This is a genomic window from Pseudomonas psychrophila, assembly GCF_001043005.1.
GTDB classification, from domain to species: domain Bacteria; phylum Pseudomonadota; class Gammaproteobacteria; order Pseudomonadales; family Pseudomonadaceae; genus Aquipseudomonas; species Aquipseudomonas psychrophila.
In genome coordinates, this window is the sequence record NZ_JYKZ01000004.1 from 176,724 (window position 1) to 199,647 (window position 22,924).

Below are 22,924 nucleotides of genomic sequence, written 5' to 3' on the forward strand. Positions count from 1 at the left end.
AGCTAACTAATAAATATAAATGCAATTAATTATCAATAGTAAAGTTGGCTTGCCTAAACATCTGCAACTGCCTGTCCCAAGGTACAAAAACAATTAAAGGGGCCTTTAGCCCCTTTAATGTTTACACACGGTCGACTCAAGAATCAGACGCCGCCTTTAGTCTTACTGCGCAGCTACTTCCTGAACCACACGAACCACTCGCTGTGGGAAAGGAATATCAACGCCCTGCGCCTTCAAGCGATCGCGTGAATGTTCGTTGAGCATAAACAGGACATCCCAGTAGTCAGGGGTGTTGACCCATACACGCAACGACATGGTGATTGCACTATCACCCAAGGCAGTGACCACGACGACTGGAGCCGGTTCTTTCAGAACACGAGGGTCATCGGCCAAAGCCAGCAGCACTTCACGGACCTTTTGAAGGTCAGCCTCATAGTCCACGCCTACATCAAACACCACCTTGCGCGTCGGTTGACGGTTGTAGTTGGTGATGATGCCGTTGGACAGGTTACCGTTTGGCACGATGACGGTTTTATTGTCACCAGTACGCAACACGGTGTGGAAGATCTGAATGCTGTCGACCGTTCCGCTCACGCCTTGCGCTTCGATCCAGTCACCGATCTTGAACGGACGGAACAACAAAATCAGTACCCCGCCCGCAAAGTTCGCCAGACTGCCCTGCAACGCCAGACCAATGGCCAGACCTGCCGCACCAATGGCCGCGACAAACGACGTGGTCTGGATACCGATCATTGACGCGACACTGACGACCAGCAATATCTTGAGAATGATGTTGGCAAGGTTGCTGATAAAGCCCTGTAACGCCAGATCAGCCTTTCTCAGCGCCAGCAACTGACCAATTTTAGTAGTCAGACGGTTGATCAGCCACCAGCCCACCGCCAGCGTAACCACTGCCAGCAGCACGCGGCTACCGTACTCCATGATCATCGGGATCCAGGCCTGCGAGGCCTTGATCAATTGATCCACTTCAGTGTTCAAATCCATTTACATCTCCTCGCGACAATACCCGACGCCGTCATTTTTTCAGCAACACGATAAGGCGACCGTGGCCGCCAAACTGTTTATGCAACTCCAGGAAAAGTCGGACGGCTATAAGCACCATAGGTTCCCTGGACTCGTAATTAGTCGCGGAAGTTATTGAACTGCAGTGGCATGTCGAACGTCTTGGCGCGCAGCGCTGCAATTGCATCCTGCAGGTCATCGCGTTTCTTGCCGGTGATGCGCACTTGCTCGCCCTGAATGGCGGCCTGAACCTTGAGCTTGGCATCCTTGACGTGAGCAACGATTTTCTTCGCCAGCTCTTTATCAATGCCTTCCTTGAGCACCGCTTCCTGCTTCATCAATTTGCCCGAAGCATATGCATCCTTGACCTCAAGGCACTGAACGTCGATCTTGCGCTTGACCAGCGCCAGCTTGAGGATCTCGATCATTGCTTCCAGCTGGAAGTCGGCTTCTGCGGTCAGATTGACCGTCAGATCCTTCTCCTTGAACTCAAAAGTACCTTTGCCCTTGAGGTCATAACGACGGTCCAGTTCCTTGACGGCGTTCTCTACGGCGTTGGTGACTTCGTGCTTGTCCAGTTCGGATACCACGTCGAACGACGGCATGTAATTTTCTCCAATAATAAAGGGCGCGCTCAACACAGATGGAGCACGCCTGACCTGACAGTTAAAATGCGCGGGCATTATAGCGGTTCTTCGACTTCATTCACTTGCGAGCTCACATGCGAAATTCGGCCCTGTCCCACCCCCACTCCAATGCACCAGCCCTGACTTCGGCCACCTGGTACGTACTTGGTGCTGGAAGCATGGGCATGCTGTGGGCAACTCGCCTGGCGCGAGCAGGCTTGCCAGTGAAACTCATCGTGCGTAACTGCGACCGCCTGCAAGCGTACAAAGCAGCCCAAGGATTGACTCTGATTGAAGGCGAAGATTCGCAAAAGTGGGACATCAGTGCGCAAACCCCTGAAACCGAAGAGCCTATCCAGCGCCTGCTGGTCGCGTGCAAAGCCTATGACGCACAGCAGGCCGTTGCGCAAATCGCCGGGCGGCTCAGCCCGGATGCAGAGCTGATCCTGCTGCAAAACGGCCTAGGCAGCCAACAGGCCGTCGCCGCCCTTGTGCCCCACATTCGCTGCATATTCGCTTCCAGCACCGAAGGCGCCTTTCGCGCTGGCGATTGGCGCGTCGTATTTGCCGGCCTTGGTCACACCTGGCTGGGCGATGCCGATCAAGGCCCGCCCCCACACTGGCTTGGAGAGCTTCAGCGCAGCGGGATTGCTCACGAATGGAGCCCGAATATCCTGAGCCGCCTGTGGCGCAAACTGGCACTTAACTGTGCAATCAACCCTCTGACGGTTCTCTACGACTGCCGTAATGGCGGCCTGCAAGCACACAGCGCTGAAGTGAACACCCTGTGCACAGAACTCAGCGCACTACTGAAATGTTGCGGGCAAGCAGGTGCAGCGGTCGATTTGGCCACAGAGGTTCATCGCGTAATCCAGGCCACCGCCAACAACTACTCGTCCATGCACCAGGATGTCGCCCACGGTCGTCGCACTGAAATCAGCTACCTGCTGGGATATGCCTGCGAAGCAGCCCGCAGCCGACACTTCGTCGCACCACATCTGCAGCGCCTGCACCAGCGATTAACTGAACACCTGCTGCGGCGCGGATTGCCCTGTAACTGAGGGCCGCGCTACCCTGCCAGCATGTTCCTCTCTATGCGGCCCCCCCATGCCCTTGCGCCAGCGCCTTGAAAACCTCCCGGTAGGCCAGAAGTTATTAGCCGCCCTGCTCGTCTTACTGGCGACCGTAATGCTGGTAGCCAATTTGACGTTTATCAGTGTGGCGTACTGGATTTCCCACGAGAGTACGGCGCCACAAGCCTTGCAGACTCTAGGACAGCTGACCTCAAATCCTGACCTGATCGCTCATGCGCTGGATTCGCCTGAGAACGCGAAATCTCTACTCAATGAAATCGGCAGCTACGCACCCCTTCGCGCCGCCGCGATCTATGACAGCGCGGGCAATCTGCTGGTGCAGTTGCAACACGGTGAACCTCTTCCGCTCCCTGAGCACTATCGCCACATAGAAGCCTGGAGCCTGACCGAACTGCGCAGCCATCAAGTCACACGCCTGCACCACGGCGACCAGCCGCCCGGGCACCTGCTGCTGATCGCCAGCAGCGAGCTGCCCATGGCCTTTTACACCGGCACGCTGACGGCCAGCCTGGGTATTCTGGTGTTTAGCGTTTTACTCTGGTTCGTGGTGGCACGGCAGATCAAGCGCCTGATCACCCAACCCATTCACCGCCTTGAAGAGCTGTCTCGCCAGGTCAGCCGCGAAGAAAATTACGCATTACGCGCAGCACCCGGCAACAACGACGAGATCGGCAGCTTGGCCAAAGCCTTCAACACCATGCTGTCGCGCATTGAAGTGCGTGACCAGGAACTCAAGCGCGCCCGGGACGAAGCCCGGGAAGCTTACGACCAGGCCCAGGCACTGGCCGAAGAAACCCGTCACGCCAATCGCAAGTTGGAGCTCGAAGTCCAAGTTCGAAGCAAGATAGAAAAAAAACTCACCGGCTTTCAGAATTACCTCAATTGCATCATCGACTCCATGCCTTCGGCCCTGATCGCGCTGGACGAAGAGCTGTATGTCACCCAATGGAACCAGGAGGCTAGTGCCCTGTCGGGCACACCCTTGGACGATGCCATGAGCAAGCCCATCTACCTGGCCTTCGAACCTTTGAAGCCCTTCCTGCCTCAGCTCAAAGACACTATTGAGCATCACAGGGTGGCAAAAATTGAGCGCGTTACCTGGGGCCAGGGCGAGGACGCCCGCCACTACGCCCTGACCTTTTATCCGCTGATGGGCGGCGCCGGTCGTGGCGTCGTGATCCGCATTGATGACATTACGCAGCGACTGTCACTGGAAGACATGATGGTGCAGTCGGAGAAGATGCTCTCCGTAGGCGGGCTGGCCGCCGGCATGGCCCACGAGATCAACAATCCCCTGGGCGCCATCCTGCATAACGTGCAGAACATTCGCAGACGCCTGTCGAGCGACCTGCCAAAGAATATCGAGCAAGCCGAACAAACCGGCATCGACCTGGATGTGGTCAATCACTACCTGCAAGCACGCGAGATCCCGCAGTTGCTTGACGGCATCCAGCAGGCCGGGGCGCGCGCAGCAAAAATCGTCACCCACATGCTCAGTTTCAGCCGACGCAGCAATCGACAAATGAGCCCCTGCGATTTATCGGCATTGATTGATCAGGCTCTGGACATTGCCAGCAATGATTTTGATCTGGCCATTGGCTTTGACTTCAAGGGCCAGGCCATCATCCGCCAGTTCGACCCGCAACTGGGCCCGGTGCCCGGCATCCCCAACGAACTGGAGCAGGTGCTGCTCAACTTGCTGAAAAACGCCGCCCAGGCCATTCATCAACGCACCGACAAGAGCGAGCCCGGACGCATCATCCTGCGCACCAGGCTGAACCCGCCGTGGGCCGAAATACAGATTGAAGACAATGGCATCGGCATGCCGGAGCCTGTGCGCAAACGTATTTTCGAACCGTTTTTCACTACCAAGGAAGTTGGCCAGGGCACGGGGCTGGGTCTTTCCGTGTCGTATTTCATCATTACCAACAACCACAAGGGTCAAATGGAAGTGCATTCAACCCAGGGTCAAGGTACCTGCTTTACCCTGCGCCTGCCTTTGGCCGGCAACCCGATGACCTCCCCCGAATCAACCAAGGTGGAACTGTAAACATGGGCTTTCGCTTATCGAAAATTTACACTCGCACTGGCGACAAGGGCGAAACCGGGCTCGGGGATGGTCGCCGGGTACCCAAGGATCACCCCCGCATCGAAGCCATTGGCGAGGTCGACACCTTAAACAGCCAGGTCGGCCTGCTCCTGGCCGGGCTCATGGAGCACAGCGAACAGACCCCGGGGCTCAACGAGTTGATTGAAGTACTTGAACCCTGCCAGCATCGATTGTTTGACCTGGGAGGGGAATTGGCGATGCCGGAGTATCAGGCCCTGAACACGGCCGAAATAGAGCGGCTTGAAGCCGCGATTGATCGCTGGAATGAAGAGCTGGGCCCGCTTGAGAACTTCATCTTGCCCGGGGGTTCGAGCCTGATCGCCCAAGCCCATGTTTGCCGCAGCCTGGCGCGCAGCGCCGAACGCCGCTGCCAACAGCTCAATGCACTGGAACCCCTGGCTGGCGTTGGGCTGGCTTACATCAATCGTTTGTCTGACTTGCTGTTTGTAGCGGCACGCTTGATTGCCAAGCGCCAGGGCATAGCAGAAATTCTGTGGCAGGCGGCAGCAAAGCCTGAGGTATAACCATCATGCACAGCACTTGTGGGAGCGGCGCTCCCACAGGGTCGTGCGTATTTTTTAAGCCTGCGGCCAAAACGCCCTGATTCCGGCAACGCCCTGCCCACCAATGCTCCACACCTGCTGACGATCGTCAGGGCCCAAGCCTCCCAGTAAAAACACCGGTTTACTGAAGTTGGCGATCAATCGTTGTGCCTGATCCCAACCCAAAGGCTGCGTATCAGGATGAGTCTGTGTCGGCAGAACCGGCGACAGGGTCACGAAGTCCACATCCATCTGTTCGGCCAATGCCAACTCTTCGGCGTTATGGCATGACGCCGCCAACCAGCGGTCTTTCGGCAGCGGCCTGCCCTTGGCAGCGTACTTGCGCAATTGCGCAGCGGTCAGGTGCCAGCCAGCCGAAGGGAAGTCACCCAGCCATTCCAGCGGCCCCTTGAGCATCAGTTGTGCCTTGCCTGCACACAAACCGGTCGCATCTACCGCCAAATCGCGGTACTTGGGGTCATAGCCATTGGGCGCCCGCAGCGAAACCAGCTTGATACCACCGGCGATTGCCTTCTGGATGCCACGCAACAATTCAGGGGTCTCCAGGCCATCCGGAGTAATCAGGTATTGATCGGGCAAACGGGCTGCCGTCACGATCGGCTGGTTAGCCTCTGGAAATGCATAGTCCGCCAATTCGCGGGGGCTTACCCACGCCAATGGCTGACCTTCTGCACCGTGAGGCTCTCCGGTGAAAGCCGAAACCTCCCACACATCCAGCAGAACATGCTTATCCGGGTAGTCATGTTGAACCTTGATCAAAGGTCGAGCGGCCTGAACCAAAATGCCCAACTCCTCCTTCAACTCGCGACCCAGCGCAGCCTCGACCGACTCCCCTGCCTCAACCTTGCCGCCGGGAAACTCCCACAGGCCGCCTTGATGCTGAGAATCAGCGCGACGAGCGATCAGAATCTTGCCGTCTGTGCCTCGGATAACGGCCGCAGCCACATGAACTCGTTTCACCCTTGTACTTCCTCTAATCCGGCCTGTTGCCAGGCTTTGAACGCAGGCCATTGGTAAATGGCATCGATATAAGCTTCATCTTCGGCTGACAGCGCAACGCGGTACGTACGCAAACGAACAGCCACCGGTGCAAAAAAAGCATCAGCCACACTAAGTCGTCCAAACAGATAGGGCCCGTTTTCGGTCGCCACTGCCCGGCACTCTGCCCACAGCGCACTTATCCTGTCGATATCGGCCTGGGCCTCCGCCGGCATGGGTATCAGCGCCTGATCACGACTCAAGTCAAAAGGCAGATTGCCCCGCAACCCAAAAAAGCCGCTGTGCATTTGCGCGCACGCCGAGCGAGCCTGAGCTCGCGCAGCAATATCGGCAGGCCACAGTTGAGCGGCCGGAAAACACTCATTCAGGTATTCCGCGATAGCCAACGAATCAGCGATGGTGCCGTGTACAGTCTTCAGCAACGGCACTTTGCCTGTTGCCGAATGTTGGAGAATAAGTGCCCGGGTATCAGGCTGACCCAGCTTGATCAGCGTCTCGGTATACGGGGCACTCGCCAGATCCAGCGCCAGCGCGGCGCGCAGGGACCACGATGAGTGCAACTTGTCGCCAATGATCAGGTGAAAGTTCATACATAGGCACCTTGGGAAGGGAGCGCTGATGAAACGGGGGGTATCAGGGGCCCATCCGTGCAGAGTCGACTGACAGGCCCATGATGTCGAAACGAATCAGGTGCGGTATTCGGCGTTGATTTTCACGTACTCGTGGGACAAGTCCGTCGTCCAGATAGTCTCGCTGCAAGCACCACGACCCAACTCGATACGAATGGTGATTTCTTCACGAGCCATCACGGCCGAACCCTGCTCTTCGGTGTAAGTGGCCGAGCGTGCGCCACCGCTGGCAATACACACCTCACCCAAGAACACATCAATCTTGCTTACGTCCAGATCCGGCACGCCAGCACGGCCCACAGCAGCCAGGATGCGACCCCAGTTCGGGTCAGAGGCAAACAGCGCGGTCTTGATCAACGGCGAGTGGGCGACGGTGTAACCCACGTCCAGGCATTCTTGATGATTGCCACCGCCGTTTACTTCGACAGTGACGAACTTGGTTGCGCCTTCGCCGTCACGCACGATGGCCTGCGCCACTTCCATGCAGACTTCCAGCACGGCCTGTTTCAACGCAGCAAACAGCGGACCGCTGGCTTCGGTAATTTCAGGCAAGGCCGCTTTACCGGTAGCAATCAACATGCAGCAATCGTTGGTCGAGGTATCACCATCGATGGTAATGCGGTTGAACGACTTGTTCGCGCCATCGAGCAGCAGGTTTTGCAGCACATCGCGGGCTACTTTGGCGTCGGTCGCGATGTAGCCCAGCATGGTGGCCATGTTGGGACGAATCATCCCTGCGCCTTTGCTGATACCCGTTACAGTGATGGTTACACCTTCGTGTTCAAACTGACGGCTGGCACCTTTGGGCAGGGTGTCAGTGGTCATGATACCGGTGGCAGCCTCTGCCCAATTATTCTCGGACAGATCGTCCAGAGCGGCTTGCAATGCACCTTCGATTTTCTCAACCGGTAGTGGCTCACCGATGACACCGGTGGAGTACGGCAGCACGGCACTGGCTTGCACGCCTGCCAGCTCCGCCAGCTTGGCGCAGGTACGGGTTGCAGCAATCAGACCCAGCTCACCGGTACCCGCATTGGCATTGCCGGTGTTGGTCAACAAGTAACGAACCGGACCTTGCACACGCTGCTTGGCCAGGATCACAGGGGCTGCGCAAAACGCATTAAGGGTGAAGACACCCGCCACGCTGGAACCTTCGGCGCAGCGCATAACCACCACATCCTTGCGTCCAGGACGCTTGATACCGGCGCAAGCTATACCCAGTTCAAAACCGGCCACCGGGTGCAAAGTAGGCAAAGGACCAAGACCAACAGCCATGACGCGCTCCTAAATAAGTGATGTGCACCGCCGCAAAGGGACGGGAATTCAATGGTAAAACGCCGCGACGGCTAATGCCGGTCGCGGCGCAGGTGTTTCAGCAGTTGAAGCGGGCTTTAGTTGATTTGCCCGTGGCAGTGCTTATATTTCTTACCCGAGCCGCAGTAGCAGAGTTCGTTGCGACCCAGCTTTGGCTCGTTACGAGCAGGCTCGGCGACCACGTCAGCCACATCGGCACCTTCCAGCACCTTGGCCAATGCGTCTGGCTGATCAAGGCCCGGCGCTTCGGCATGCTGGAATTGCAGGCGGGAGGCCAGATCTTCAGCTTCCTGACGCAGACGTGCTTCTTCAGCTTCCGGGTCTTCGCGACGAACCTGTACATGCGACAACACACGGATCGAATCGCGCTTGATCGAATCAAGCAGCTCGGAGAACAGGTTGAACGACTCGCGCTTGTACTCTTGCTTCGGGTTCTTCTGCGCATAGCCGCGCAAGTGGATACCGTGGCGCAGGTGGTCCATGGTCGACAGGTGGTCTTTCCACAAGTCATCCAGTACACGCAGGACAATCTGCTTCTCGAAGGTGCGCAGCGCATCAGCGCCGGCCTGATCTTCTTTCTCGCTGTAGGCCGCAATCAGCTCGCTCAGCAGTTTGTCGCGCAGGGTTTCTTCGTACAGGTGATCGTCTTCGTCAAGCCATTGCTGGATCGGCAACTTCACACCAAAGCCGCTTTCGATGGCCGCTTCCAGCCCTTTGACGTCCCACTGCTCCGGCAACGATTGTGGCGGAATGTGAGCGTTGATGGTGCTGTCCAGAACGTCCTTGCGGAAGTCTGCAATGGTTTCACCGATGTTGTCGGCGGCCAGCAACGTGTTACGCATGTGATAAATCACTTTACGCTGTTCGTTGTTGACGTCATCGAACTCCAGCAATTGCTTACGAATGTCGAAGTTGCGGCCTTCAACCTTGCGCTGAGCCTTTTCGATTGCGTTGGTCACCATGCGGTGCTCAATCGCTTCGCCAGATTGCATGCCCAGGGCTTTCATGAAGTTCTTCACCCGATCAGAGGCAAAGATGCGCATCAGGCTGTCTTCAAGCGACAGATAGAAACGGCTGGAACCCGCGTCACCCTGACGACCGGCACGACCACGCAACTGGTTGTCGATACGGCGCGACTCGTGACGCTCGGAAGCGATCACATGCAGGCCGCCCGACTCCAGCACTTGCTGGTGGCGTTTTTGCCAATCGGCCTTGATCTGTGCGATCTGCTCAGGCGTCGGATCTTCAAGAGAAGCGACTTCCACTTCCCAGTTGCCGCCCAACAGGATGTCAGTACCACGACCCGCCATGTTGGTAGCGATGGTCAGCGCACCCGGACGACCGGCCTGGGCAATAATTTCGGCTTCTTTTTCGTGGAACTTGGCGTTCAGAACCTTGTGCTCAATGCCTTCCTTGTTCAACAGGTTAGACATGTGCTCGGAGGTTTCGATGGTCGCAGTACCCACCAGCACTGGACGGCCTTTGGCCATGCAGTCCTTGATGTCAGCCACAATCGCCGCGTACTTCTCATCGGCGGTGAGGAACACCAGGTCGTTGAAGTCTTTACGCGCCAGAGGCTTGTTCGGCGGGATAACCATCACCGACAGACCATAGATCTGGTGGAATTCAAACGCTTCGGTGTCCGCAGTACCGGTCATGCCCGAGAGCTTGTTGTACAGACGGAAGTAGTTCTGGAAGGTGGTCGTGGCCAGGGTCTGGCTCTCTGCCTGAATATTCAGGCCTTCCTTCGCTTCGATAGCCTGGTGCAGGCCTTCGGACAAACGACGACCCGGCATGGTACGGCCAGTGTGTTCGTCGACCAGCAATACCTGACCGTCTTCAACGATGTATTCAATGTTGCGGTTGAACAGCTTGTGAGCGCGTAGTGCAGCGTACACATGGGTCAACAGGCCCAGGTTGTGTGCCGAGTACAGGCTCTCGCCTTCAGCGAGCAAACCGATCTGGGTCAGCATGTCTTCAACAAACTGGTGACCGGCTTCGTTCAGTTCTACCTGGCGAGTCTTTTCATCAATGGTGAAATGACCGGCCTTGGTAACTTCACCTTCGACTTCCTCGACGTGCATCTCAAGGCGCGGGATCAGTTTGTTGATTTCGGTGTACAGCTTGGAACTGTCTTCGGCCTGGCCGGAGATGATCAGCGGAGTACGGGCTTCATCGATCAGGATGGAGTCGACTTCGTCGATCACTGCGAAATTAAGCTCGCGCTGGAATTTTTCTTCCATGCTGAAAGCCATGTTGTCGCGCAGGTAATCGAAGCCAAACTCGTTGTTGGTACCGTAAGTGATGTCGGCGGCGTAGGCTTCACGCTTTTCTTGAGGCGGCTGGAACGGCGTTACAACACCGACCGTCAGGCCCAGGAATTCGTAGAGCGGACGCATCCAGTTGGCATCACGGCGAGCCAGATAGTCGTTCACGGTAATCACGTGAACGCCTTTACCCGACAGCGCGTTGAGGTAAACCCCAAGGGTCGCTACCAAGGTCTTGCCTTCACCAGTACGCATTTCAGCGATCTTGCCTTCATGCAAGGTCATGCCGCCAATCAACTGAACGTCGAAGTGGCGCATGCCCATGACACGCTTGCCTGCCTCACGGCAGACCGCGAAAGCTTCTGGCAACAGTTGGTCGAGGGTCTCACCTTTGGCTATGCGGGCCTTGAACTCTTGGGTCTTGGCGCGCAATTGCTCATCGGTAAGAGCAACCATTTGCTCTTCGAAGGAATTGACCACCTGTACCGTCTTGAGCATGCGTTTAACTTCGCGCTCGTTCTTGCTTCCAAAAAGTTTCTTTAACAAAGGCGCAAACATATCGGCAGGATCTTCCACACATAGGGATGGAGGGCGGCCCCGTGAGTCGCCCGAGCAGCCCTGATGGCCGCATGCGAACGAGCATTCTACCCGGAAACGTCGGTGAGGAAAGTGGCGTTATTCCACGATACTGGTGCAGCGTTGTGACGGGGCCTCCCTAAAATAAGGGCTTTTTGCTGAACTTCAAGCCATAAGCATAAGAAGTTAATCATTGATTTCATAAATAAATGTTGATGAAACTTGATCTGGACGAGTGAAACCGGAGGTTTCTGCTAAGATTGCGGCTCTGTTTTCTCAGGTGTTTGAACATGGCATTTCGCCCACACCCAGCACGGGCACCCTCCGTTCTGCTCCGCGAGGCCAAGCCCCTAAAAGCCATTTTTGGTCATGCAAAGCGCCTTGGGCACCTGCAACGTTTGCTTGAAAGCCAGCTCCAGCCAGCCGCACGCGAGCATTGCCACGTCGCGTCATGGCGAGAAGGCAGCCTGTTGCTCATCGTGACTGATGGCCACTGGGCCACTCGCCTGCGCTATCAGCAAAAACGCCTGCTGCGCCAATTGCAGGCGTTTGACGAGTTCGCCAGCCTGACCCGAATTCTCTTCAAGGTACAACCACCCACCGTGCAGGCTAAAGTTGTGGGGCACACGCTGGATTTGTCCGAGGATGCCGCCCAGACCATTCAGGCAACGGCCGACGGCATTACCGACCCGGCCTTGCGCGCTGCCCTTGAGCGCCTGGCGAGCCACGCACGACCAAAGCCCTGACCTGAAACTGTGGGCGGGCTTTACTTGCGCTTGCTGCCCCCCAACAGCGACCCCAATAACCCCCGAACCAACTGACGACCCATCTGGCCTGCGGCCTGGCGCGCCATTGACTGCAACGCCTTGCCTGCAGTCGAGCCCAGAAAATCACCCGCCTGATCCAGAAAACCAGGCTCATGGGGCGCCGCCTCTTGCTGTGCCTGCCCCTGCTCTTGGGGCACTCCCCCTTTACGGGCCATCAGAATCTCGTAAGCCGACTCCCTATCGACAGGCTTGTCGTAACGCCCCTGCAACGCAGAACCGCGAATCAACGCCGCCCGCTCGGCTTCAGTCAGCGGGCCAATGCGCGATTGTGGTGGCGCAATCAGTACACGCTGGACCATGGCTGGTGTGCCTTTCTCCTCCAGCATGCCCACCAGAGCTTCGCCCGTACCCAACTCGGTCAGTACCGCCAGCGCATTGAACGCCGGGTTCGGACGAAACCCGTCAGCCACGGCCTTCAAGGACTTCTGCTCTTTGGCCGTAAAGGCCCGCAAACCGTGCTGGACACGTAACCCCAGCTGTGCGAGCACCGTATCCGGCAAGTCCGCAGGCGATTGAGTGACGAAATACACCCCCACGCCCTTGGAACGGATCAGACGTACGACTTGCTCAAGGCGGTCCTGCAACGCTTTTGGCGTGTCGGCAAACAGCAAATGTGCTTCGTCAAAAAACAGCGCCAGCAGAGGTTTGTCCGCGTCACCGCGCTCGGGCAACTGCTCGAACAGCTCCGCCAACAACCACAGCAGGAAAGTTGCGTACACCTTCGGCGCTTCATGCACCAAACGACTGGCATCAAGCAGATGAATTTGCCCGCGACCATCGCTGGCCGGCTGCAAAATATCTTCGAGTTGCAGTGCCGGCTCGCCGAACAGGGCCTCGGCACCCTGCTGCTCAAGGGTTGCCAGGCGACGCAACAATGCCTGACTGGATCCCGTGGTCATCAGGGCCGCGTCATCACCCAGCACTTGGGGGTTATCGCGCAAGTGGTTGAGCAGCGCTTTCAGGTCCTTTAGATCGAGCAGTAACAGCCCTTCACGATCTGCCACCTTAAAAGCTGCATAGAGCGCCGACTGCTGACTGTCGGTCAGTTCCAGCAAGCTGCCTAACAGCAACGGCCCCATTTCACTCAAGGTCGTACGCAGCGGATGACCGGTCTTGCCCTGGATATCCCATAAGGTCACCGGATACGCCTTGGGCTCGTAATTGAGCCACGGCATCCCCGCAATCCGTTCCGCGATTTTCCCCTTGGGATTGCCGGCCGCGCCCAAGCCGCACAAATCGCCCTTTATGTCTGCGGCAAAGACTGCAACCCCGGCATCGCTGAACTGTTCAGCCAGGCGCTGAAGCGTGACGGTTTTACCCGTCCCCGTGGCCCCCGCCACCAGCCCGTGCCGATTGGCAAGGCGCAAGGACTGAGCGATAGGCTGACCCGATAGGTCGGCACCGAGTACTAGAGCTGAAGAGTCAGGCATTTTGCCACCTTTGATTAATCTTTCGCGATCGCGGGTCGATACACCCTGAATGCTAGACCAGAAAAAACCGGATTTAGCGTCGTAAAGCGCCTTGATGAACACTCAACTTGCCCGTTAATGGCAGTGATGTGTAGAGCGCGCGTTTTACCAGAGTGTATGCCTCACACTTTTAGACCTTAGCGGACCCTTCAAGTCATGAATAAAAACCTGCGTTTCAGCCATAAAATCTTGCTTGCCGCGTCCCTGATCGTAATAGCCGCCTTCTCGCTATTTACGCTGTACAACGACTACTTGCAACGCAACGCCATCCGTCACAACCTGGACAACTACCTTCACGAAATGGGCAGTGTCACAGCCAATAACATACACACTTGGCTGGGGGGCCGGATTCTACTGGCGCAAAATCTCGCCGAATCCATCGCACTGACTCCAGAGCCCGCACAGGTGGCAAATCTGCTGGAGCAAAAAACCCTCAGCAGTACATTTATGGCCGTTTATTTTGGTGATAGCCAAGGTGGCTTCACCATTCGCCCGAACAGCAAAATGCCTGACGGTTACGACCCACGTACCCGCCCCTGGTACAACGATGCGCTGAACAGTGCAGCCTCAAGCCTGACCGAACCCTATATAGATGCAGCCACCGGTCAGATGGTCATTTCTATCGGCGCCCCGGTCAGAATAGCCGGGCAAACCCTCGGCGTGGTCGGCGCCGACCTGACACTGCAAACCATTACCGACAGTATCAATGCCCTGAACTTCAATGGCATGGGCTACGCCTTTCTGATCAGCGCCGACGGCAAGATCCTGGTCCATCCGGACAAAACGCTGGTGACCAAAAACCTGAAGGATATTTATCCCCAGGACACGCCTTCGATCAACGCCGGGTTCAGCGAGATTCAGGTCGACGGTAAAACCCGCATTGTGACGTTTGCCCCGGTCAAAGGGCTGGGTTCAGTCAACTGGTACATCGGCCTGTCCGTTGATAAAGAACAGGCTTTCGCTGCACTCAGCGAATTTCGCACCTCAGCCATCATTGCCACAGTGATAGCGGTGGTTTCGATCATCGCCCTCCTCGGCTTGCTGATTCGCCTGCTGATGCAGCCACTGCACGTGATGACTCGCGCCATGCAGAACATTGCTGAAGGTGAAGGAGATCTGACGCGCCGTCTGGTGGTTGAATCCCAGGATGAGTTCGGCATGCTGGGCAGTGCGTTCAACCGCTTTGTGGAGCGCATTCACTCTTCGATCAGCGAAGTGGCCTCGGCCACCGAACAGGTCAACGAAGTGGCCCTGCGTGTGGTCAGCGCCTCCAACTCATCGATGCTCAACTCTGACGAGCAAGCGAGTCGCACCAACAGCGTCGCGGCTGCAATCAACGAGCTGGGCGCTGCTGCGCAAGAGATCGCCCGCAATGCTGCCCAGGCCTCACACCAAGCCAGCGATGCACGCGGCCTGGCCGAAGAAGGCCAGCAAGTGGTCGAGCGCAGTATCAGCTCGATGCAGCAGCTGTCGAAAATGCTCGGCACATCCAGCGGTCATATCGAGTCGCTGAACGACAAGACCGTGAACATCGGTCAAATTCTGGAAGTGATCACCAGCATTTCTCAGCAAACCAACTTGCTGGCACTGAACGCAGCCATTGAAGCGGCCCGTGCTGGTGAGGCCGGGCGAGGCTTTGCCGTGGTGGCCGATGAAGTTCGCAACCTGGCGCACCGCACCCAGGAATCGGCGCAGCAAGTACAAAAAATGATCGAGGAGTTGCAGGTCAGTGCCCGCGGATCAGTGAGCACCATGGAAGAAAGCCAGCGTCACAGCCAGGACAGCGTAGAAATTGCCAATCGCGCAGGTGAGCGCCTGATCAGCGTGACCGAGCGCATTGGTGAGATCGACGGGATGAACCAATCCGTCGCCACCGCAACCGAAGAGCAAACGTCGGTGGTCGAATCGATCAATATGGACATTACCGAAATCAATACGCTCAACCAGGAAGGCGTCGAAAACCTTCAGTCAACGCTTCGCGCCTGTTCCGACCTGGAACAGCAGGCTGCGCGCCTGAAGCAACTGGTGGGCAGCTTCCGTATCTGATTGGCCGTCAGCAGCTTCAAGCCTGTTGCTTGAAGCTTGCTGCAACTGCTCCCAAAGCCTGGCGGCGTCAGGAAAGTCCGTACCGTCCTCGACGCTCAGCGCCTCTGGGTCATAACGACTCAAACAGCCTTCGCCCAAGGTTGCCGGCGCACGAGATGTGGCTTTGTCGAGTGGATCGCTCATGACATCACCCTCGAAATGCTGTGGGAGCAGGCTTGCCTGCAGTACAGACGCGGTGGTCAGTCAGGCAAACCAAGTTGATACCATCGCGAGCAAGCCCGCTCCTGCAGCGTTTATCACGACCAGCTTAGAACACGACCGTTTTGTTGCCATGGACCAGCACGCGGTCTTCAAGGTGATAGCGCAAGCCACGGGCCAACACCATCTTCTCGACATCACGACCGAAACGAACCATGTCTTCGATGCTGTCACTGTGGCTGACACGTACTACGTCCTGCTCGATGATAGGACCTGCGTCCAGCTCTTCAGTCACGTAATGGCACGTTGCGCCGATCAGTTTCACCCCACGCATGGATGCCTGGTGATAAGGCTTGGCCCCCACAAACGACGGCAGGAAACTGTGGTGAATGTTGATGACCTGGCCCGCATATTCACGGCACAGATCTGGTGGCAGGATTTGCATGTAACGCGCCAGCACCACCACTTCAGCATCATGATGCTTGACCAGACGCGAGACCTCGGCAAATGCCGGCTCTTTGTTCTTCGGGTCAACGGGTACGTGATAGAACGGGATGCCATGCCACTCGACCATGCTGCGCAAGTCATCGTGGTTGGAAATCACGCAAGAGATCTCGCAGTCCAACTCATCGCTGTGCCAGCGGTGCAGCAAATCTGCCAGGCAGTGAGATTCGCGACTCGCCATCAACACCACGCGTTTTTTCTGCGCTGTATCGGTAATGCGCCACTCCATCGAAAACTCTTCGGCAATAGGGGCAAATGCCTCGCGAAATGCCTCAAGTCCGAAGGGCAGAGAATCGGCACGAATCTCGTGACGCATAAAGAACCAACCACTCTGGTCATCCGAGTGATGGCTCGCTTCAGTGATCCAGCCATTGTGGGAGGCAAGGAAATTGCTGACCTTGGCGACAATGCCGACGCCGTCGGGGCACGCAATCACCAACCGAAAAGTGCGCATGAGGAAAAAACTCCAAAACTTTACTAAGGCCGCCATTCTAGCGAGTGCGCGGCAAAACTACAGTATTCGTTACGTCCTGCCGCCTGCGCCATGGGGTCGCGCCGCCTGTTCCACACGCCAGCACTGCCGTGGCCTGCACTGCAATTGACCCGTAACTGACAGGCCTTATTAATCACCGTTGTTAAGCCTATTGCACCAGTCATTATTTAATAGTGCGCATATAGGCAACCGCGAAGTTAATGAATAAAAATTTAAATTAATCGCCTGTTACAGGTTTACTTGCAGTAACTGTCTGACTACTATTGCGCCACTGTCTCCCTGTTACCCCTTTTCAACATAAGGTTATCCTCATGTCCTTGATCAACGAATACCGTGCAACAGAAGAAGCCATCAAAGAACTGCAAGCCCGCCTGAAGAACCTGTCCGAAGACGACAAACTTCAAACCGAGCTGGAATTTGAAGGCAAACTGCGCACGCTGATGGGCGAATACCAGAAATCGCTACGCGATATCATCGCGCTTCTGGACCCAGAATCCAAAGTTAGCAAAGCACCACGCGGTGTTGTTAAAACTACCGGCACCAAACGTGCCCGCAAGGTTAAACAATACAAAAACCCGCACAACGGCGAAGTGATTGAAACCAAAGGTGGCAACCACAAAACTCTGAAAGAGTGGAAAGCCAAGTGGGGCAGCGACGTGGTTGAAGGCTGGGCTACTTTGCTCGACTAAGTGACACCCGGCGCGCGCACGTTTTGCGCCGCTCATAAAAAACGCCAGCTTGCTGGCGTTTTTTATTGTCTGTTTTTTAATCCACACTGTCGCCGTGGTTGTTCAACCCCATACGACGACTCAACTCCCGCGCATAACGCTGCCACTCCCCCAGCAGCTTTAGCTGGGCCGTCGTGGCGCTACGGGACACTTCGTCCGCTGCCCGCATGAAGTTATCCAGGGTCATGGGGGCTCCCATGGCCGGATCGGACAAACGCTGTTGGCAGAACGCTTGCCAACGTTCAAGTTCATGCGCACTCAAGGTATGAGGAAAGTTTCGGGCGCGGTAGCGAAATAATAATTCCGGTAAACGCTCATCATCAAAAGCCCATGTATCGTTGGCCAACTGCTCCGGATCACTGAGTCTGACTTGCTCACACAACCGACGGTCTCGATCACCGAGAAAACCGTCATACAGTTGCTGCTCCGGATCTTCGCTGGGCGTAAAGTCTTCGCGCGCATAAAGGATCGACAACTTATCCTTCCAAACTTCCTGCGCCTCGGTAAGGCGGTGGGCTCGCGCTTGATAGAGTGGCATATCCAATTGCAAGCGTTCTTGATCCTGTGCACGCACTACATTCAAGGGCGCGACCACCGGACAACGATTAATTTGAATCAGCTTTAGCGGAACCGGCAATTGTCCTTCGGGCAAATCTTCGCGACGGGTGTACAGCAGTGTGCGCAAAGTTTCTGCATCCATGTCCAATAATGGCTGAGGATCGAAGTGCAGATCGCACACAATCAGCGCATTACGATTCTTTGGATGCCAGGCCAGCGGCAATACCACGCCCACATAATGTCTGGCCGCAGAAAAGCGCCCCGAAATATGCACCATCGGTTGCAACAGACGAACTTGATCAAGCACGCGCTGCTTACTGCGCAACTGGAATAACCAGTCATATAACTTGGGTTGTTTGTCACGGATCAGCCGGGCCAGTGCGATGGTTGCCCGCACATCGGACAACGCATCATGGGCCTGACCATGATCAATCCCGTTGGCTGCCGTCAAACGCTCCAGCTTGAGCGTCACCCGCCCATCTTCTTGCGGCCAGACGATCCCTTCCGGGCGAAGGGCATAGGCTGTTCGCACAACATCAATCAAGTCCCAGCGGCTGTTGCCGCCCTGCCATTCACGGGCATAAGGATCGAAGAAGTTTCTATACAGGCTGTAGCGCGTGACCTCGTCATCAAAACGCAACGAGTTGTACCCCGCGCCACATGTGCCGGGTAACGCCAGCTGGGCATGAGTACGGGTGATGAACTCGGCTTCGCCCAAGCCTTTATCTTCAAGGCGACTGGGGGTAATACCCGTGATCAGACAGGCCATCGGATGAGGAAGGATATCGTCGCTGGGCTGGCAGTAGAGATTGATCGGCTGATCAATCTCGTTGAGCTCCAGGTCGGTGCGGATACCGGCCACTTGCACGGCTCGATCGCAGCGCGGGTTGATGCCGGTCGTTTCGTAGTCGTACCAAAAAATAGAGGTCACGGGGTGTTCCTGAGCAGTAGACCTCAACAGTCTAGGCGCTCAAGCCCGGGCAAGACCAGCCCTAGGCAGAAGCCTGCAAGGGTTGAAAACTGAAGTAACGCTGCAAGGCGGTGATCAATGCTGCGTATTCGGCGGGCGGCTGGTACAGGATAAAGCCGGAGTCATAATAATGAGGGGTTACATCCTCATGACACCACATGCAACGCGCCGTCAGGTCAATAAATTGCGGGCATCCATCGGTATCAGGCAGCTTGAGCCGAAACTCGAAGTTGGCGTCCACCAGCATCGGCAGCTGACTGATCAACATCAGGCCGCCATCGGATACATTGCCCAAATAACCAATGGGCTTGTCGGTGAACCGATTGAACACGTTCAAGTAAAACGTCAGTTGATGCCGCTGGATAAGCCGTTCGATAACCATGATCAATATCACTGTAAAAGGCCATTCAGCATGGCCGCGCTAGCGCTTCGAATTACTCTGCTTGCACACTTGATCTTAAAGCCCCGCCAACAGCTGCCCCCCTGCGTTCCACCTGAGGCATGGCACAAAAACGCACCTCCAAGCACCACACCTTTTTGGATGTGCCAACAAACAGAACAAACTCAAACGAATTAAATAGTAGTCAAGCGACTACAAATGACCAATTTAAATTCCGACCATCATGGAATGACCGCTGGCAGCGCCTGGCCTGTTGCCCCGGGGCCGGGGATGAACTTGAGTATGCGCAGGGTCTCAATCCGCGCCTTGGCCCGATAGGCATATTCGCTCTTGGGAAACTCATTGATGATGTACTGATAGGTCTGGGCTGCATCCAGGTAAAACTTCGTACGTTCGAGGCACAGCCCACGAAGCATAGCTGTTTGTGGCCAGATGTAGGGCCGACTGCGACTGTCGCGGTCAACCTCGGACAACTCGAGCATCACCGCTTCGCAGTTGCCACGGTCATAAGCCCGGTAGGCATTGTTCAAATGGTGATTCATCGACCAACGGGTACAGCCGGCCACACTGGCGACCAACAGTAAAACGAGCACAATTCGCATGGGGATCTCCTGTTCACAACAGTGTATCGACCCCACAGCCAAATTCTTCAGACAACAGACCCGATGCACCACAACTTAAGCAGAAAGTAGTGCAGAGGAACAATGACTACAGCTAAAGACCATAGTAGCCTTTGGCAGCGCTTGAACTCAGGAGTCTTTGCATGTCTGTTCGTCGAACCAAAATTGTTGCCACACTTGGCCCTGCCAGCAATTCACCAGAAATGCTGGAGCAGCTGATCCTCGCGGGCCTGGACGTTGCCCGTCTGAACTTCTCCCACGGCACTCCCGACGAGCACAAGGCTCGCGCCAAGCTGGTCCGTGAGATCGCTGCCAAGCATGGTCGCTTCGTAGCCCTGCTGGGTGACCTGCAAGGCCCGAAAATCCGTATCGCCAAATTCGCCAACAAAAAGATCGAGCTGAAGATCGGTGATCAATTCACCTTCTCCACCAGCCATCCGTTGACCGAAGGCAACCAGCAAGTGGTCGGCATCGACTACCCGGACCTGGTCAAAGACTGCGGCGTTGGCGATGAGCTGCTGCTCGACGACGGCCGTGTCGTCATGCGTGTAGACACCGCCACCGACGACGCTCTGCACTGCACCGTGCTGATCGGCGGCCCGCTGTCCGACCATAAAGGCATCAACCGTCGCGGCGGCGGTCTGACCGCTCCGGCCCTGACTGAAAAAGACAAGGCCGACATCAAGCTGGCTGCCGAAATGGAAGTCGACTACCTAGCCGTTTCGTTCCCGCGCGACGCTGCGGACATGGAGTACGCCCGTCAACTGCGTGACGAAGCCGGCGGTACTGCCTGGCTGGTGGCCAAGATTGAACGCGCTGAAGCCGTGGCTGACGACGAAACCCTCGACGGCCTGATCAAGGCCAGCGACGCGGTAATGGTTGCCCGTGGCGACCTGGGCGTTGAAATCGGCGATGCCGAGCTGGTGGGCATTCAGAAGAAAATCATTCTGCACGCACGTCGCCACAACAAAGCGGTGATCGTAGCGACCCAGATGATGGAGTCGATGATCCAGAACCCGATGCCAACTCGTGCCGAAGTGTCCGACGTTGCCAACGCCGTTCTCGACTACACCGATGCCGTGATGCTCTCGGCTGAAAGTGCTGCTGGCGCCTACCCACTGGAAGCCGTGCAAGCCATGGCGCGTATTTGCGTCGGCGCTGAAAAGCACCCGACCAGCAAAACCTCCAGCCACCGCATCGGTAAAACCTTCGAAAGCTGCGATCAGAGCATCGCGCTGGCGGCCATGTACACCGCCAACCACTTCCCGGGTGTCAAAGCGATCATCGCCCTGACCGAGAGCGGGTATACGCCGTTGATCATGTCGCGCATCCGTTCTTCGGTGCCGATTTACGCGTTCTCCCCGCACCGTGAAACCCAGGCCCGCGCCGCGATGTTCCGTGGCGTGTACACCGTACCGTTCGACCCGGCTTCGCTGCCGCCAGAACAGGTCAGCCAGGCTGCCATCGACGAACTGCTCAAGCTGGGCGCGGTTCAAAATGGCGATTGGGTCATCCTGACCAAGGGCGACAGCTACCACACTATCGGTGGCACCAACGGCATGAAGATTCTGCATGTCGGCGACAAAATGGTTTAAGCCCTACAAGGCTCTAGCCCAAAGCCCCGCCTGAGTGATCAGGCGGGGCTTTTTTATGACCGCAAACACCTAACTGCGAGTCAAAAAGGCATCCGCCAGCAGTTGATTGCGCGGTAATCCGGCCAGAAACAGACGCTTGGCAAACGCGTCAACACTGTCGGGATGCCCGCAGACCAAGGCGTGGGTCTGACGCGAAACAACGCGCATCTGCTGCAGATACTCGGGCAACAGATGGCGCTCAAGGTGTTCAACCACAAGGTTGGGGCAAGTACCGGTCAAGGCGGACAATGTGTCCTTGAGGTAATACTCGCTTTCATCGCGCGCCACATGCACCAGCAAAATCGGCCCTTGATGGTCCTGGCGCAACGCCTCGCGCAACACGCCATACAGCGGCCCCAAACCCGTGCCCGAGGCCAGCAGCCAGAGCGGCTGCTCCTGCCAGTCCGGGTCGTAACGCAGGGCGCCACCGCGCAACTCTCCCAGTCGTACACAATCGCCGATATTGAGTAGGCGGGCAGCACTGGCGAACTCACCGGGGTGAGCGCAATCGAGGTGAAACTCCAGAAAGCGGTCTTCTTCGGGCAGACTGGCCAGCGAGTAAGGACGAGCGATACCACTGGCGGTCCACAGCACCACATGCTGGCCTGCGCGATAACGCAAAGGGCGCTGCGGCAAAAGACGCAGACGCAATACCGTCGGGCTTAGCCAGTCGAGCGCCGCCACCTCGGCAGGCAAGCCGTCGCGCACGGGATCAAACGCTTCAACCTCCAGATCTTCGACTACCTGGCACTGACACGCCAGGCGCCAGCCCTGCTCAAGTTGCCCCCGGACCAACGCGTCGGGCTTGAGATCCACGGGTTCACCCCTCACGCAGCGCACCAGACACGCATGGCAACTGCCCGCCCGGCAGCTGTAGGGCACAGCCACACCGGCCTGATTCAAGGCGTCGAGCAGGTTGGTGCCATCGGCAACCGACCAATGCCGGTCGGCAACGTGTAATTCGGGCACTCAGGCCTCCGCAGGGTAATTCTGTGGGAGCGGGCTTGCTCGCGATTGCATCACCGCGGTGTACCAGGTTCACCGTGCAGCCTGCATCGCGAGCAAGCCCGCTCCCACATGGGGTATGGGTTGATTGATAGATCTTTATCGCAGCCTTCGCCAGCGGCTACAAGTTTTGCCCGTGCGGGTGTATCAAGGAGTGTACCGGGTTATACTGCCGCGCCGTTTTTGTACCGGTCATGCGTGCCCGGTATGCCTAGTAAAGATGTTTTCGACAGACCGATACACCAAGGTCGCAAACACCTTAATTGAATGT

General features: G+C 56.7%; 19 protein-coding genes and 1 pseudogene. 8 read left to right on the top strand and 12 right to left on the bottom strand.

What is annotated here, in order from left to right; translation table 11 throughout:
• Positions 1-162 precede the first annotated feature (162 nt).
• Complete coding sequence (locus tag TU76_RS12200; RefSeq protein ID WP_019823275.1) at positions 163-1,005, bottom strand: mechanosensitive ion channel family protein; 843 nt, start codon at positions 1,003-1,005, stop codon at positions 163-165.
• 137 nt (positions 1,006-1,142) lie between these two features.
• Positions 1,143-1,628 carry a YajQ family cyclic di-GMP-binding protein gene (locus TU76_RS12205; protein ID WP_019823277.1) on the bottom strand — a complete coding sequence of 162 codons (486 nt, stop codon included), beginning with the start codon at positions 1,626-1,628 and terminating at the stop codon, positions 1,143-1,145.
• A 206-nt stretch (positions 1,629-1,834) separates the two neighbouring features.
• On the opposite strand from TU76_RS12205, the gene TU76_RS12210 reads away from it, so the two are divergent.
• Genes TU76_RS12210 through TU76_RS12220 form a run of 3 tightly spaced genes read left to right on the top strand, consistent with a single transcriptional unit; the run spans position 1,835 to position 5,377 of the window.
• Positions 1,835-2,710 (top strand): putative 2-dehydropantoate 2-reductase, encoded by an 876-nt coding sequence (locus TU76_RS12210; RefSeq protein ID WP_048351732.1) that lies wholly within the window; start codon positions 1,835-1,837, stop codon positions 2,708-2,710.
• Positions 2,711-2,756: 46 nt separating this feature from the next.
• Positions 2,757-4,793 carry a sensor histidine kinase gene (locus TU76_RS12215; protein WP_019823281.1) on the top strand — a complete coding sequence of 679 codons (2,037 nt, stop codon included), beginning with the start codon at positions 2,757-2,759 and terminating at the stop codon, positions 4,791-4,793.
• 2 nt (positions 4,794-4,795) lie between these two features.
• On the top strand, positions 4,796-5,377 hold the full coding sequence (locus tag TU76_RS12220) for a cob(I)yrinic acid a,c-diamide adenosyltransferase (RefSeq protein WP_019823282.1): 582 nt from the start codon (positions 4,796-4,798) through the stop codon (positions 5,375-5,377).
• A gap of 54 nt (positions 5,378-5,431) precedes the next feature.
• Here the strand turns inward: TU76_RS12220 and TU76_RS12225 are convergent, their stop codons facing one another.
• The 4 genes from TU76_RS12225 to secA all read right to left on the bottom strand — a co-directional run bounded on the left by TU76_RS12225 (position 5,432) and on the right by secA (position 11,183).
• Positions 5,432-6,376, bottom strand: a complete 945-nt coding sequence (locus tag TU76_RS12225) for a Nudix family hydrolase (RefSeq protein WP_048351733.1) — start codon at positions 6,374-6,376, stop codon at positions 5,432-5,434.
• Positions 6,373-7,005, bottom strand: a complete 633-nt coding sequence (locus tag TU76_RS12230) for a glutathione S-transferase (RefSeq protein WP_046809004.1) — start codon at positions 7,003-7,005, stop codon at positions 6,373-6,375. The genes TU76_RS12225 and TU76_RS12230 overlap by 4 nt, the downstream gene beginning before the upstream one ends.
• A gap of 96 nt (positions 7,006-7,101) precedes the next feature.
• Positions 7,102-8,319, bottom strand: a complete 1,218-nt coding sequence (gene argJ / locus TU76_RS12235) for a bifunctional glutamate N-acetyltransferase/amino-acid acetyltransferase ArgJ (protein WP_019823285.1) — start codon at positions 8,317-8,319, stop codon at positions 7,102-7,104.
• Positions 8,320-8,435: 116 nt separating this feature from the next.
• Positions 8,436-11,183, bottom strand: coding sequence for a preprotein translocase subunit SecA (secA, locus tag TU76_RS12240; protein ID WP_019823286.1), 2,748 nt, complete (start codon positions 11,181-11,183; stop codon positions 8,436-8,438).
• Between the two features lie 308 nt (positions 11,184-11,491).
• Here secA and TU76_RS12245 point away from each other — a divergent pair, with 308 nt between their 5' ends.
• Positions 11,492-11,947 (top strand): DUF721 domain-containing protein, encoded by a 456-nt coding sequence (locus TU76_RS12245; RefSeq protein WP_019823287.1) that lies wholly within the window; start codon positions 11,492-11,494, stop codon positions 11,945-11,947.
• Between the two features lie 20 nt (positions 11,948-11,967).
• Here TU76_RS12245 and TU76_RS12250 read toward each other — a convergent pair whose 3' ends face one another.
• A complete protein-coding gene (locus TU76_RS12250; RefSeq protein WP_048351734.1) occupies positions 11,968-13,458 on the bottom strand; it encodes a helicase HerA-like domain-containing protein in 1,491 nt (496 codons plus the stop codon).
• Positions 13,459-13,653: 195 nt separating this feature from the next.
• Here TU76_RS12250 and TU76_RS25855 point away from each other — a divergent pair.
• Positions 13,654-14,685, top strand: a pseudogene (locus TU76_RS25855) (HAMP domain-containing protein); the annotation flags it as partial.
• Positions 14,686-14,778: 93 nt separating this feature from the next.
• Positions 14,779-15,543, top strand: coding sequence for a methyl-accepting chemotaxis protein (locus TU76_RS25860; protein WP_401014841.1), 765 nt, complete (start codon positions 14,779-14,781; stop codon positions 15,541-15,543).
• A gap of 307 nt (positions 15,544-15,850) precedes the next feature.
• Here the strand turns inward: TU76_RS25860 and purU are convergent, their stop codons facing one another.
• Positions 15,851-16,699: a formyltetrahydrofolate deformylase gene (purU, locus tag TU76_RS12260; protein ID WP_019823293.1), complete on the bottom strand. Its 849-nt coding sequence runs from the start codon at positions 16,697-16,699 to the stop codon at positions 15,851-15,853.
• A 350-nt stretch (positions 16,700-17,049) separates the two neighbouring features.
• Between purU and mvaT the strand changes: the two genes are divergently transcribed.
• The gene (gene mvaT, locus TU76_RS12265; RefSeq protein WP_016782206.1) at positions 17,050-17,427 is read left to right on the top strand and encodes a histone-like nucleoid-structuring protein MvaT; all 378 of its coding nucleotides are present in this window, start codon (positions 17,050-17,052) and stop codon (positions 17,425-17,427) included.
• A gap of 76 nt (positions 17,428-17,503) precedes the next feature.
• Here mvaT and sbcB read toward each other — a convergent pair whose 3' ends face one another.
• The 3 genes from sbcB to TU76_RS12280 all read right to left on the bottom strand — a co-directional run bounded on the left by sbcB (position 17,504) and on the right by TU76_RS12280 (position 19,996).
• The gene (sbcB, locus tag TU76_RS12270) at positions 17,504-18,955 is read right to left on the bottom strand and encodes an exodeoxyribonuclease I (RefSeq protein ID WP_048351735.1); all 1,452 of its coding nucleotides are present in this window, start codon (positions 18,953-18,955) and stop codon (positions 17,504-17,506) included.
• A gap of 61 nt (positions 18,956-19,016) precedes the next feature.
• Positions 19,017-19,376, bottom strand: a complete 360-nt coding sequence (locus TU76_RS12275) for a PilZ domain-containing protein (RefSeq protein WP_019823297.1) — start codon at positions 19,374-19,376, stop codon at positions 19,017-19,019.
• A 239-nt stretch (positions 19,377-19,615) separates the two neighbouring features.
• Entirely contained in the window at positions 19,616-19,996 is a 381-nt protein-coding gene (locus tag TU76_RS12280) for a tetratricopeptide repeat protein (RefSeq protein WP_019823300.1), read from the bottom strand.
• Between the two features lie 161 nt (positions 19,997-20,157).
• Here TU76_RS12280 and pyk point away from each other — a divergent pair, with 161 nt between their 5' ends.
• Entirely contained in the window at positions 20,158-21,609 is a 1,452-nt protein-coding gene (pyk, locus tag TU76_RS12285; RefSeq protein WP_019823302.1) for a pyruvate kinase, read from the top strand.
• Positions 21,610-21,678: 69 nt separating this feature from the next.
• Here the strand turns inward: pyk and TU76_RS12290 are convergent, their stop codons facing one another.
• Complete coding sequence (locus TU76_RS12290) at positions 21,679-22,617, bottom strand: iron-sulfur-binding ferredoxin reductase (RefSeq protein WP_048351736.1); 939 nt, start codon at positions 22,615-22,617, stop codon at positions 21,679-21,681.
• Between the last annotated feature and the right edge of the window lie 307 nt (positions 22,618-22,924).